Raw genomic sequence first — 13459 nt, 5'->3', positions numbered from 1 at the left:
GATACCATCTTTAATTAATAAAATAAACAATAAAACGATGAATGTAAACGTTTTTCATGAAAAACGTTCACATTTTAATGCTATTCTCATATATGACGTTTTTTATTGCTGTAAATCTATCCTTATGCAACATGAATCAATTTTTTTAATTTTCTATATTATCTTTATCCGGGTCTCCAGGAACTTCTGTGATGTTAACTTTCCTTGGTTTACTTCCTTCCGAGGGTCCAATAATCCCACGCATTTCCATCTCATCAATTAGACGCGCTGCACGATTGTATCCAATTCTAAATCTTCTTTGCAATAACGATATGCTAGCCGTTTGCATATCGATTATCATTTCTACAGCATCCTCGTAAATCTCATCTTGAACTTCTCCACTGATTGTTTCAGGTTCGTCAACAGGCATCATTTCTTCTACGTAATTAGCTCCTTGTTGTTGAGTTACATATTTGACTATTCGTTCTACTTCATCATCAGATATAAAGGCTCCTTGAACACGTACGGGTTTATTTTCTCCCATAGGCAGATACAACATATCTCCTCTTCCAAGTAACTTTTCTGCTCCACTACTATCAATAATCGTTCGTGAATCGGTACCACTGGATACTGCAAAAGCAATTCTTGAGGGTACGTTTGCTTTAATAATACCTGTTATTACGTCCACACTTGGTCTTTGAGTTGCTAAAATCATATGAATACCAGCAGCCCTAGCCATTTGAGCAAGTCTAATAATCGCATCTTCTACCTCATTACTAGCGACCATCATTAAGTCTGCTAACTCATCTACTACTACCACAATGAATGGTAAAGTCGGATTTCCTTCTCCATTTTCTAAATTTTTTTCCAGAATAAATTGATTATACCCCGTTATATTTCGCTGACTACTAGCCGCAAACAATTCATAACGTTGTTCCATTTCTAGTACAACTTTTTGTAAAGCTTGAGCAGCCTTTTTAGGGTTTGTAACAACAGGAGTTAGTAGATGAGGAATACCATTGTACACGTTTAATTCAACCATTTTAGGATCAATCATCATTAATTTCACTTCATTTGGTTTAGCTTTCATAAGTAAACTAGTAATAATGCCATTAATACAAACTGATTTTCCACTTCCAGTTGATCCAGCTACGAGCAAGTGGGGCATCTTAGTTAAATCAGCCATTGCTACATTACCCGATATATCTCTACCTAGTGGAACTTCTAATAATTTTTCATTATTTTTTACTTGTCCTTCAATTACATTTCTAAACGAGACAAGGCTTACCTCACTATTTGGAACCTCAATCCCAATAAAGGGTTTTCCTGGAATGGGGGCTTCCATTCGAATGTCTTTAGCTGCTAACGCTAATGCAATATCATCACTGAGACTCACAATTCTACTTACCTTTACTCCGACAGCTGGCTGTATTTCATATTTTGTTACTGCCGGTCCAAGATTTGCTTTTGTAACTTTAGCATCTACTCCAAAACTTTTGAACGTTTCTTCAAGTTTTTTTACATTTCGTTGAATCAACGCATATTCATTCGTTTGATCTGTTTGCTCTACCTCATTTAGTATACTAGGTGGCGGCAATTGATAATCAATATTTTCAGGTTCTGACGCTATGTCAAATTTTAATTCTTGATTATCTAAAGAGTTTTCTTTTGACTCTACTTTTTTTTGAGGTTTACTTTTCTCTTGTTGACTCTGATAACTATCAATTTCCAGCGGCTTGAAGTCATTTGATAGACTCGTTTTATTTTCTAGAGGTTTTTTTTCAAGTGAATGGAAACTCTCTGATTTTTTTGCCTCTGTCGAATCTATTGGCTTATGATTTTTCCTTCGTTCTAGTAACTTTCCCCATTGTTTAGTAATAAATAATCCTGTTTTATTAAGTAATAAACGTAAGTAGTTAACCAATTGTTTCAAATAATATCGAATATAGTCTATAAATTTTTTGAAAGACAAATCAAAAATCATAAAGAAACTAATAAACCATAAAATTCCTACTATGAAATAAGTTCCTACTTGTGAAAACAAGAAGTAACTAGCCGAATATAGTATTCCTCCAATCATTCCTCCTCCTAATGACTGAGTGATCTGATTTTTTGCCATATCAACCATAAAAAAACGCAATGATGCTGAAACAACATTTAAATTTGTATCCATAATCGGTGCAAATAACTGAACGTGGTACAATACTAATGTCCCCGCATAAGCTAGCCCTAATCCTATTATTCTTTTATTTTTAAATGGTGGCTCTGTCCCTTTTAAAACTAGATAAGCTCCGTATATACCTAACAATAAGGCAGCAAAAATAAATGTATTTCCTACAAAAAAACGAAATAAATTAGCACTTAGTACTCCAATAAAACCAAGTTGTGAAGCTGCAAGCAAACTTAGTATGATAAATATTATTCCTATAATTTCAGTTGAGAAATAATGTTTTTTATTTTTTTTCTTATAGTTCTTTTTCTTCGTAGCCACAATAAACTAACCTCCTTTGGCATTCCTAACTCATTATACACAAAATAAATAGAAAGTGGAATCTGACTTTTACAATAAAAAAAGCCCATGTCAGAGAGTATAAGCTCTATTTCTGATCTAATCAGAAATAGAGCTATCCTATCCAACATAAACCTATATTTTATTTCTCTTGTTTTTCCATAGCCGCTTTAAGCGCTAATGCCAAAGGGCTTTCAACTTCTTCTTGAGCTTCTTTATTAACTTTTTTCATTAAACGTTTTGTTTCCTGTTTTGTTATTTTTTTATTATTTGTAAAATCCATCTTTTCAGAAATATTACAGTATTTACATTTAAAAAATTTCCCTGATTTTCCTTCATGAATTTCCATTTTACGATGGCATTGTGAACAGCGTTTATTAGATAATTTAGGTTCTTTAAAACGTCTATATGAACACGTTGTTTTGCTACAAACAAATAATTTACCTTCTCGACCACTTCTTTCTTTCAATAGTTCCCCACACTCTGGACAAATTTTAGTTGTAAGGGAATGGTCTTTATAAGAATGTTCGCTAGTTTTTATTTCTTTAATTAATTTTTGTGTTTCTATTCTTATTTGTTTTAAAAACACCTCTTTTTTTAATTTTCCAGTGGCTATCTGTTCTAAAGATTTTTCCCACTGGCTCGTTAATTCAGGTGTAACCAATGTTGGATTAACTAATGTTAACAACTGTTTTCCTTTAGGCGAAACAGTTAGCTTTGTTGCTTTTCTCTCCATTAATTCACTGCTTATTAGCTTTTCGATAATTTCAGCGCGTGTAGCAGGAGTTCCTAAATTGTGCTTTTCCATTGCTTGAAGTAAAGAAGACTCCGTCAATCTTCCAGGTGCTTTAGTTAATTCTTTTTTTACTTTAAAAACTGGATTATCAATCTTTTCATTTTCTTTAAAACGTCGTTTTTCTTTTGTAGATTCCAATTTTTTCCAGCCGCTTTCTAAAACGACTTCTTGTTTTAACTTAAAGGCAGCATCTGAAGTTGTTAGCAAGTAAGTTGTTTGAGCTACTTTATAAGGTGCCAGAAATAAACCAATAAATCGTTCCACAACCATACGATATATACGCATTTCATCTTGGTCCATCTTTTCAATCCGTGCACGTTCTTCGGTTGGAATAATTCCATGATGATCTGTGACTTTAGCATTATCAAAAATAGACAGTTGTGTTGCTTTTGATCCATTTTTTATAATAGTTCTTATTTCTTCGGTTGCAAAACTTTGGACAGCTTGTAAACGTTCTTTCATTGTTTCTTTCATATCTACAGTTAAATATTTAGAATCTGTTCTTGGGTACGAAACAACTTTGTGTCGTTCATAAAGAGTTTGCATTACACTCAATGTCTTCTTAGCGGAGAATTGATAACGCTGATTCGCCTCTCTCTGAAGCTCCGTTAAATCGTAAGGTAAGGGTGGAAGGTGAGTTTGAATTTTTTCTTTTACTTCTTTTATTTTAACTGTTTGTTTATTTAAGTGGCTGACTATTTTCTCAGCTTCAGCTTGATCCTTTATTTTATCTGGAGCTCCACTACTTAGTAGTGCAATTTGACCATTAATAGTTAATTGAATAGTATAAAATGTTTCTGCTACAAAATCTTCTATACGAGCTTCTTGTTTTCTGACCATTGCCAATGTTGGAGTCTGTACTCTACCTGCTGACAAGCTATCTTCGTATTTCACAGTTAAAGCTCTTGTAACATTTAAACCTACTAGCCAATCTGCTTCAGAGCGAGCAATTGCTGCATCATATAAGTCATCATATTTCCCGCTGGGTTGTAACTGTTTAAATCCATTTTTAATAGCTTGATCTGTTTGCGATGATATCCAAAGACGCTGTACTGGTTTTTTAAACTTAATATACTCTAGAATCCATCTCGCTACTAGTTCGCCTTCCCGTCCAGCATCTGTTGCAATTACGGCTTTTGTTACATCCTTTCTTTGAGAAAGCTGCTTGATAGATTTTAATTGAGCAGCCGTATTTTTTAACGGTTTTATTTGCATTTCTTCTGGAATCAACGGCAAACTTTCCATATTCCATGTCGCCCATTCTGATTTATAGTCTTCAGGCATCTTAAGTCCCAACAAATGGCCTAACGCCCAGGTTACGATGACATCCTCGCCTTCAATATAACTTTTGTTATTCTTAGTTGCTCCCAAAACTCGGGCAATTTCTTTTCCTACACTCGGTTTTTCAGCAATAATTAAAGTTTTCATATTCATCCCTTTCTTTTTCTTCTATTATATTCATCTTTTTTATTCAATTACTTGGTATTCTTCCAACAACATTACACTATGAAAAATTTGTATATCATCTTCACATTCTGGACAATATCTATTTTGATTTTCATTCCAAAATGAGGATAGGTATTTTTTTTTGGTTCGATATTCTGGATACTCAATTTGAAGAATCGCAACTGCTTGCTGATATTCATCTAACGCTTTATCAAATGACTCAAAGGTTTTAATTTGCTTAATTTGTTCTTTCCAATCATCAAAAAACCACCAAGCTTCGTACTCTCCTTGCAATTCTACTACTTGAAACAAATTTATCACCTCAAATTGATTCTATTCTATACTTCTTAATTATATCATATGTCACTTTGAATAGTTGACGGATTAGCTTCTGACTTATAAAATGTAGAAGACAAGACGTTTATGAAAGGAGGAGATTCATATCATAAATCTCTTTCAAAGATTAAAAAAATATCCATCTATTCTTGATTCAAAAAAAACAAATGAAGTTGGGGGTAAACAAATGAAAAAGGTGAGGATGACTGCAATAGGACGCGTTCAAGGAGTAGGTTTTCGTTTTATGACCAAAATGATTGCAGATCAAATCGGTATTTTTGGAATTGTAAGAAATCAATCTGATGGCAGTGTTTATATTGAAGCAAATGGAGACTCTCTTAAAATAGATAAATTCATAGAAAAAATAAAAAAGTCTCCCTCTCCAAGTGCTAAAGTGAATAAATTAGAAGTTACCGAAGATTCTTCTCTACCTGAAAGAGTTAAATTTTCTATAACTAATTGAAATCGATTCATATATCCTGTATAGTTGGATTTGTTATTGGTAAAAACATTTAAAATGAAGGATAGTGAGCAATGAAAAAATTAAATAAATACCTCTTGACTGGATCGCTTTTAAGCGTCATGCTTTTTCTTTCTGGTTGTATGAGTACAGACAAACAAGGAAATCCTGAAGGTTTTATCTACGAGTTTTTAGTCGTCCCAACGCAAGATCTTATCCTTTGGTTGGCAGATACTTTTAATGGAAGTTATGGATTCGCAATTATCATTATTACTTTAATTGTTAGAATCATTATTTTGCCTTTAAACCTTAGTCAATCAAGAAAATCATTAGCTCAACAAGAAAGAACTGCTGTTATCAAGCCTGAGCTAGATGTTATTCAAGCTAAACAAAAAGCAGCAAAAACAAATGAAGAAAAAGCTATTGCTCAACAAGAACTGATGAGTCTTTACAAAGATAACAATATGAGTATGTTAGGCGGTATTGGTTGCTTACCGTTACTTATTCAAATGCCTATCTTTACTGCAATGTTCCAAGCTATTCGTTTGTCCGAGCCTATTGCTACAAGTACATTTATTGGAATTAACCTAGGTACAAGAAATATTCCATTAGCTATTGCCGCTGGTTTAATTTACTTGGTTCAAGCCTATGTGTCTATGATTGGCCTATCACCTGAACAAAAGAAACAAATGAAAACGATGATGTACATGAATCCAATTATGATTTTAATGTTTACTATTTCTTCTCCTGCTGGGTTAGGTCTGTATTGGTTAGTTGGTGGATTCTTCGGAGTTTTCCAGACAATGCTTACTAATTTTTATTATAAACCTAGAATACAAGCTGAAATTGCTGAAGAAATGAAAAATCGTCCAAAAAAAGAACGTGTTATCAAACAAGCTGAACCTATTTCAGAACAGCCTAAGGAATTGACGAATAAACAAATTCGTTCACATTCTTCTAATACTGATTCTGGACGTAATGCTGGCAAACAACAACGAAGATAAAAAAAGATTTCTGCCCTTTAAAGGGCAGAAATCTTTTTTATTCTTCTATTTTTTTAAAATAAATAGGCACTTTAATTCTAAATATAGATCCATGATTTAGAACACTTTCAACAAAAATAGTTCCTTTATAACCCGTTAATAATTCTTTTGCGATTGCTAAACCTAGACCGTTACCGCCTTTGTATCGACTTCGTGCTTTATCAACACGATAAAAACGATTGAAAATTCTTTCTGTATCTTCTTGTGTCATGCCTTCTCCAAAATCTTGAATAGCAATATCTACATTTTGATTATCAGAAGCAATAGAAACATGTATTTCTTTTCTGTCAGAGGAATACTTTACAGCATTATCTAAAATAATGACTAAGATTTGTTCTAGATGATTCCGATAGATTGAAACATCTGTTTCCTCTCGTATATCGTCATCTAAATTAAATACAAAATCAGGATAAATAAGTTTGAAATTATTTATTGTTTGTAGAACTAAAGGTTTAATAGCTGTCTTCTCATTTTTATAATGAATTTCAACTTGTTCCGCTCTTGATAAATCAAGCATTTCTTGAACTAAACTTTTCATTCTCTCTACTTCTTGCAGTGAAGCTTGTAACGACTCATCTAATATTTCAGGATCATCTTTTCCCCATCGATTTAATAGTTTTAAATGTCCTTCCATTATAGCGACAGGCGTCCTTAATTCATGAGAAACGTCTTCCACAAAATCTTTTTGTTGCTCAATGTACTTTTGCATTCTATCTAACATATCATTAAAAACAATTGATAGATGAGTCAACTCATCATTACCTTCGTCTAACTCAATTCTAGAAGTAGACTGGGTATCTTTACGGATATCATTCATTGTATTCGTAATTTTTTTTATTGGTTTCAAAAAGTTAACTGCTAATAAATAACCAAGAACCGCGCTAAATACTAACGCTAAAATACCAATACCACCTATAGCCCATAGAATTTTTTCACTCATTTGATGATAATTAACCATTTCATTGTTTACTTGTACATAACCAATTAAATTTTGAGTCACTCTAGAATAAATTGGCGCAATTCCTTGGAGACCTTCTTTATTCTTAATCTTAATAGGTTCTATTAAAAGTTGTGCAGTTCTTTTAAATGGAATATCTTTTGGTTCCGTTTCAAACAATAATCTTGAAGTAGGGCTGTAAACTCTAACCACTACCCCTTCTTCATTCATTTTAGCAAATATTGTATCTTGATAATTACTAGATTGTCCATAAACTAAGTTTCTCTGGTCGTATTCTTCCCCTAGTTCAAGTGCACTAAAAGTATAATTTCCACTTAAGCTTAAGAAAACTTTTTCCTTTGACAATGCATTTGAACCGCCGTTTAAACGATTCGTAACACCAACCAAAATTTCTTTAACATCTTGCGTTTCTTCAGTTAACATAATTTGCCTAAAACCAATAAATATTGCTACGGTAAAGATAGTATATGTCAAAAAAATCGCCAAAGTAGCGCCAATTGTCCATTTCCATTTTAAAGAAATGCGTTTTTTATCATTTCTATTAAAATAAGGCTTTATCACGTACGCATCACATAACCTGTCCCACGAACTGTTTGAATATAACTATCAACACCTGGAACATCAATTTTATTTCTTAAATAACGAATATACACATCTACAACATTCGTTTCAACTTCAGACTCGTATCCCCAGACCTTATTCAACAGAATGTCTCTTGCTAAAACAACATTGACGTTTTCCATTAATTCCAACAACAATTCATACTCTCTTTTAGTCAATTCAATTACTTTATCTCCACGATGAACAACATGGTTCTCTTTTTCGATTATTAAATCACGATAACTTACAGTTGTTTGCTTCGTAACGTTTTGTTCATTCTCAATTTCAATACGACGAAAGAGTGCGCGCATTCTTGCTAATAATTCTTCTATAGCAAAAGGTTTTACGATGTAATCATCCGCACCATGATCTAACCCACTTACACGATCGATAACAGAATCTCTCGCTGTCATCATTATAATCGGGACGTTACTTACTTGACGGATACGACGACAGACATCTATACCATTTAGTTCTGGTAACATTAAATCTAATAAGATGACATCCCATTTCTTCTTTTTGTTTAACGCTGCTTCTAATCCTGAACGACCATCATATCGTACTTCAGTTTCATATCCTTCGTGTTTTAATTCTAATTCAACAAAACGAGCTAGGTTTTTCTCATCTTCAATAATTAATATTCTATTCATTCAATTCCCACCATTTCTTCTATTTTCACTGGTCTTTGCCTTTGTTACAATACCATGTTACTTTAGTTTTCTCAATGATATTCTCATAATGTTATTATGATTTTACCATAAATTAAAATTAAATGAGAAGTTTAAAACTTTTTATTGTCACGTTATTTTTTTAAACGCTATTTTCAGCTAAAGTTTTTGTTAAGACTTATTTAAATAAGTCATTAAAACAAATAGATAGACTTATTTATTTCAAAAAAAAAACCACAGAATTGCATAAGACACAATCTGTGGGATTTCTTTATCAAATTAATTAAGCTGCTTATAATTCTTCCTGGCCATTTTCTCCATACCAATCAAAGTGGAAAGTCCCGGGTTTATCGGTTCTTTCATACGTATGTGCACCAAAGTAATCTCTTTGAGCTTGAATAATATTTGCTGGTAATCTAGCTGAGCGATAAGAATCGTAGTAGGCAATTGCTGAAGAAAATGTTGGTATTGGAACACCTGATTTTACAGCAATACCAATCACATCTCTCACTGCATCTTGATAATTTTTTGTAATATCTAAAAAGTAGTCATCTAGCATTAAGTTTTTTAGTTCTGGATTTTTATCGTAAGCATCTGTAATTTTTTGTAAGAAGCGAGCACGAATAATACATCCTGCGCGGAAAACCTTAGCAATCTCTCCATATTGTAGGTTCCAATCATACTCTTCACTAGCAGTACGCATTTGAGCGAACCCTTGAGCATAGCTCATTATTTTACTGAAGTATAGGGCTTTACGTATATTTTCGACCAGAATAGCCTTATCTCCATCAAATGAATAGGCTGTTGGTTCAGGTAGTATTTTACTTGCTTCTACACGTTCATCTTTTAAGGCCGAAATGTATCTAGCAAAAACAGATTCTGTAATTAAAGGTAACGGTACACCTAGATCCAACGCACTTTGTGATGTCCATTTACCTGTTCCTTTATTGCCTGCACGATCTAAAATAATGTCTACCATTGGTTTTCCTGTTTCCGGATCTTTTTTAGTTAATGCATCTGCTGTAAGTTCAATTAAGAAACTATCTAATTCTCCCTTATTCCATTCCGCAAAGACTTCCGCTACCTCATCAACTGATAATCCAGCTACTTTACGCAATAAGTCATATGATTCAGCAATTAATTGCATATCGCCATATTCAATTCCATTATGCACCATTTTAACGTAATGACCTGCTCCATTAGGTCCAATGTAAGCTACACAAGGTTGACCGTCTTCAGCAACTGCAGCAATCTTTTCTAAAATTGGAGCTACAAGGTCGTATGCTTCTTTTTGTCCACCAGGCATAATTGCTGGTCCTAGTAGAGCACCCTCTTCTCCACCCGAAACACCTGTACCAATAAAGTTAACACCAGATTCAGCTAGTTCTTCACTACGTCTAATTGTGTCTTTAAAGAAAGTATTTCCTCCATCAATTAGAATATCACCTGTATCAAGATGTGGTAAAAGCCCTTGGATAGTTGCATCTGTTCCTTTACCAGCTTGAACCATTAGTAAAATACGACGTGGTTTTTCTAACGACCCTACAAATTCTTCCATTGTATAGGTTGGAACTAAATTTTTATCTGGATTCTCAGAAATAACAGCTTCTGTTTTTGATCCAGTTCGGTTAAATATAGAAACTGAATACCCTCTACTTTCAATATTTAAAGCCAAGTTTTTACCCATTACTGCCATTCCTACTACACCAATTTGTTGTTTACTCAATGGTAATTTCCCCCTTTTAATACTTAAGTGTCTGTTTAAATTTTACGTTTCTTCTGACCTTACTATCCTACCAAAAATACAGCGAAATTAAAAGTAAGGAATACTTATTCTTAGTTATTCCTATCCTTCTTTTTCAAAATAATGAACTAAACTATTTCACTCCAATATAATGACTTCTTATTTATTTTATTGATACTCAACTTTTTTTCATATTAGAAACTATATTGCATCTTATTTCACTTGAAATAGTGTATGATTAATCTATTAATACAACTATTTTTATTGAATGAGGAGGTTCATAATGTATCAATCCTATTATACTGATTCTGATGGACATTTAGTTAATGGAACAAAAGACCAGTCATGTGATTGGATTCATGTAACAAATCCAACTAGTGAAGAAATTGATTACTTGGCAAGTAGGTTCAGTATTCCTAAAGACTATTTATCTTGCGTCAATGATCCTGATGAAATCGCACGAGAAGAGAAACTAGGAATAGATCCAGCGATAGAACCCAATTTAATTATCTTCAATTATCCTTCTAAAGTAATAAATAAATTAGGTTATGATGAATACATAACCATTCCTTTAGCTATAATTTTAACTAAAAATACACTTATAACCGCTGCTGAAGATGTCCCTTTGTTTTTAGAAAAAATCATTAGCAATAAAACTGATTACCCAGTAAACGTAAAAAAGAAAGAGCTTTTTGTTTTAGAAGTTGCTTGGCAAATTTCTTCTCAATATATTTTTTTCTTGAAAGAAATCATAAAAAAAACAGAATCTATGGAACAACAGTTAACGAAATCTACTGAAAATGAGCAATTATTTGCTTTGATGTCCCTACAAAAAAGTCTTATTTATTTTAATTCTTCTATTCATGCAAGTCATCCTATTTTTAATGAACTTAAAAAAATTGAAGCTTTTACTGAAAAAGTAGAAAATCGTAATTTGCTTCATGATGTTATTGTTGAAAACAGACAGGCTGAAGTTATGATTGAAGAAATTTCTATACTTTTAAAACAAATTAGTGCCGTTTTTTCATCTGTTATTTCAAACAATCTAAATAATATTATGAAGATTTTAACGTCCATTACAATTGTATTGACGATACCCACTGTTATTGGAGGTATCTGGGGTATGAATGTTAACTTGCCAATTGACCAAGGTCCAAATGCCTTTTGGATTATTATGTTTCTAATCCTTTTTATTAGCTTCTTAACAACTTGGATCTTAAAGAAAAATAATTATTTCTAGTATGTGTAAAATAGTTCTCGAGATACTATTATTTTTTACTAGCAAAAAGAAAGAAGGCGTTCTATCATAAATGTATGCTTGAGCGGCAAATACATAAATGAAAGAGGCCTTCTTATGAATAATATTATATCAAAGGTTTACAAAATAATAAAGGATTCAAGCAATTTAATAGAGACAGAAGAAGCTATTCAAGTCTGTATGTATGAAGTATTCGCTGAATTAGTAGGAGATGTCTTCACTCATCTCAATCAGGTGGTCAAGGAGCAGAAACAAGGAGAAGGTTGGAAAGTGAAACGAGAAGACTGGAAAACCGTTCAGTTTATTTTTGGTCCTGTTCGTTATCGTCGTACCTTGATGATAGATCAAGAGAGTCAAAATCATTATCCGCTAGATGACTGGTTAGGTATCCGGAAATATCAACGCCATAGTCCACTAGTAGAAGTAAAAGTAGCAGAGTTGGCGAGTAAAGTTACTTATAGAGATACTGCAGATATGCTAAATGAATGGACAGCTGTTACTATTAGTCATCAAACAGTCGGTAGTCTTCTCAAACGCGTTGGATCCGCACAAGCACGCGAAGATGAAGAGAGTGTATTGGAACTAGAAGAAGCAGCTGAGTTGCCGGAAGGAAAAAAGGTAGACTATTTGTACGCCGAGGCTGATGGAGTCTTTGTCCGTGGGACAGAAAAGAAAAAAAGCTTAGAAGTTCGTCATGCCATCCTTTATGAAGGCTGGGATAAAAATGGGAAACGCGTCTCTTTAAAGGAACCTAAAGCCATTATGACGACCAAAAAAACCGCTGGTTTTTGGGCAGAGATTCAAGCCTTTACAGCGAATCATTATGCCTTACAACAAGCTCAAATCATTACAAATAGTGACGGCGGACAAGGGTATACAGCAGACAAATTCCAAGAAGCTTTTTCTCAATCGAACTACCCTGTTTTAAATCAGCTAGACTCTTATCATGTTTTTCAAGGGTTAAACCGTGCATTTGGCGTGAAAACTACCATTTTTAAACAGCAGGTCAAGCAAGCATTAAAGACGCATGATTTAGATCAGTTAACTATTTGGTTGGATACGTATGAAAGTACGCTAGATGAAACTTCTGCAGTGGAAAAACTGACTACATTTCGAACCTATGTAGTACGAAATTGGGATCGGATTTTCGATTGGCGCGAAAAAGTAGAACAAGCGCCGAAGGACGCAAGAGGTTTAGGCGCAATGGAGTCCAATCAACGACGTATCTCTTTTCGCATGAAAAAGCGAGGAATGCATTGGAGCGCAGATGGTTGCGAAGCTATGGTAAAGGTAAAACAAGGGATGTTCAATCACACCTTGCGTGAAGCCTATCTTCACCAACAAAAACGAAGTGCGAGAAAACAACGTAAAGTGAACCAAACGGTTCGTTTATCGTCGTTATTGCATGAGAAAACACGGCAGTCAGTCAGGGTAAAAAATGGGACCATTCCGTTGTATGCCTCTCGTTCATCGGCAATAGGACAATTAATTAAAAGTTTTCGTTAATTCCTGTCTTTTGGGAGAAGGTTCCTGGTTTTAGGAATATTCTTCCAAAAGATGGGCCAGCAAGCGGCGTAGCCGTGCGGTAGCTAATGAGTGTACAAAAATAAAACGTCTAAACTAGCATGGTGATAGAGCGCTCGAGAAAAACTTGACACAAAC

The 13459-nt window shown here is 33.7% G+C and carries 10 protein-coding genes; 4 read left to right on the top strand and 6 right to left on the bottom strand.

The features are described 5' to 3' along the window. Positions 1-145 precede the first annotated feature (145 nt). From WBF61_RS01680 to WBF61_RS01670, 3 genes are all read right to left on the bottom strand, one after another. The gene (locus tag WBF61_RS01680) at positions 146-2470 is read right to left on the bottom strand and encodes a DNA translocase FtsK (protein ID WP_424253344.1); all 2325 of its coding nucleotides are present in this window, start codon (positions 2468-2470) and stop codon (positions 146-148) included. 160 nt (positions 2471-2630) lie between these two features. Then, positions 2631-4718 (bottom strand): DNA topoisomerase 3, encoded by a 2088-nt coding sequence (locus tag WBF61_RS01675; RefSeq protein ID WP_424253342.1) that lies wholly within the window; start codon positions 4716-4718, stop codon positions 2631-2633. A 33-nt stretch (positions 4719-4751) separates the two neighbouring features. Next, positions 4752-5042 carry a DUF1033 family protein gene (locus WBF61_RS01670; protein ID WP_424253341.1) on the bottom strand — a complete coding sequence of 97 codons (291 nt, stop codon included), beginning with the start codon at positions 5040-5042 and terminating at the stop codon, positions 4752-4754. 211 nt (positions 5043-5253) lie between these two features. On the opposite strand from WBF61_RS01670, the gene WBF61_RS01665 reads away from it, so the two are divergent. Together WBF61_RS01665 and yidC are read left to right on the top strand one after the other, a co-directional pair. Further along, positions 5254-5529 carry an acylphosphatase gene (locus tag WBF61_RS01665; protein ID WP_424253340.1) on the top strand — a complete coding sequence of 92 codons (276 nt, stop codon included), beginning with the start codon at positions 5254-5256 and terminating at the stop codon, positions 5527-5529. Between the two features lie 71 nt (positions 5530-5600). Continuing rightward, positions 5601-6530 (top strand): membrane protein insertase YidC, encoded by a 930-nt coding sequence (gene yidC, locus WBF61_RS01660; RefSeq protein WP_424253338.1) that lies wholly within the window; start codon positions 5601-5603, stop codon positions 6528-6530. A 37-nt stretch (positions 6531-6567) separates the two neighbouring features. On the opposite strand, the gene WBF61_RS01655 is transcribed toward yidC, so the two are convergent. From WBF61_RS01655 to gndA, 3 genes are all read right to left on the bottom strand, one after another. Then, positions 6568-8088, bottom strand: coding sequence for a HAMP domain-containing sensor histidine kinase (locus WBF61_RS01655; RefSeq protein ID WP_424253337.1), 1521 nt, complete (start codon positions 8086-8088; stop codon positions 6568-6570). Further along, entirely contained in the window at positions 8085-8777 is a 693-nt protein-coding gene (locus WBF61_RS01650) for a response regulator transcription factor (protein WP_424253335.1), read from the bottom strand. Before WBF61_RS01650 ends, WBF61_RS01655 begins: the two co-directional genes overlap by 4 nt. 310 nt (positions 8778-9087) lie before the next feature. Then, positions 9088-10521, bottom strand: a complete 1434-nt coding sequence (gene gndA / locus WBF61_RS01645; RefSeq protein WP_424253333.1) for an NADP-dependent phosphogluconate dehydrogenase — start codon at positions 10519-10521, stop codon at positions 9088-9090. Between the two features lie 301 nt (positions 10522-10822). On the opposite strand from gndA, the gene WBF61_RS01640 reads away from it, so the two are divergent. Together WBF61_RS01640 and WBF61_RS01635 are read left to right on the top strand one after the other, a co-directional pair. After that, entirely contained in the window at positions 10823-11779 is a 957-nt protein-coding gene (locus tag WBF61_RS01640) for a magnesium transporter CorA family protein (protein WP_424253331.1), read from the top strand. 114 nt (positions 11780-11893) lie between these two features. Next, complete coding sequence (locus WBF61_RS01635; protein WP_424253329.1) at positions 11894-13303, top strand: ISLre2 family transposase; 1410 nt, start codon at positions 11894-11896, stop codon at positions 13301-13303. Positions 13304-13459 lie beyond the last annotated feature (156 nt).

The sequence above is a fragment of the Carnobacterium sp. genome (assembly GCF_049673005.1).
Taxonomy (GTDB): Bacteria; Bacillota; Bacilli; order Lactobacillales; family Carnobacteriaceae; genus Carnobacterium_A.
Note: the sequence above shows the minus strand (reverse complement) of the source record. Positions and strands in the feature narration are given on the sequence as shown.

Coding starts and splice junctions, on each gene's coding strand:
- WBF61_RS01675 (WP_424253342.1), bottom strand. CDS start 4,718: ATGAATATGAAAACTTTAATTATTGCTGAAAAACCGAGTGTAGGAAAA.
- yidC (WP_424253338.1), top strand. CDS start 5,601: ATGAAAAAATTAAATAAATACCTCTTGACTGGATCGCTTTTAAGCGTC.
- WBF61_RS01640 (WP_424253331.1), top strand. CDS start 10,823: ATGTATCAATCCTATTATACTGATTCTGATGGACATTTAGTTAATGGA.
- WBF61_RS01650 (WP_424253335.1), bottom strand. CDS start 8,777: ATGAATAGAATATTAATTATTGAAGATGAGAAAAACCTAGCTCGTTTT.
- WBF61_RS01665 (WP_424253340.1), top strand. CDS start 5,254: ATGAAAAAGGTGAGGATGACTGCAATAGGACGCGTTCAAGGAGTAGGT.
- WBF61_RS01635 (WP_424253329.1), top strand. CDS start 11,894: ATGAATAATATTATATCAAAGGTTTACAAAATAATAAAGGATTCAAGC.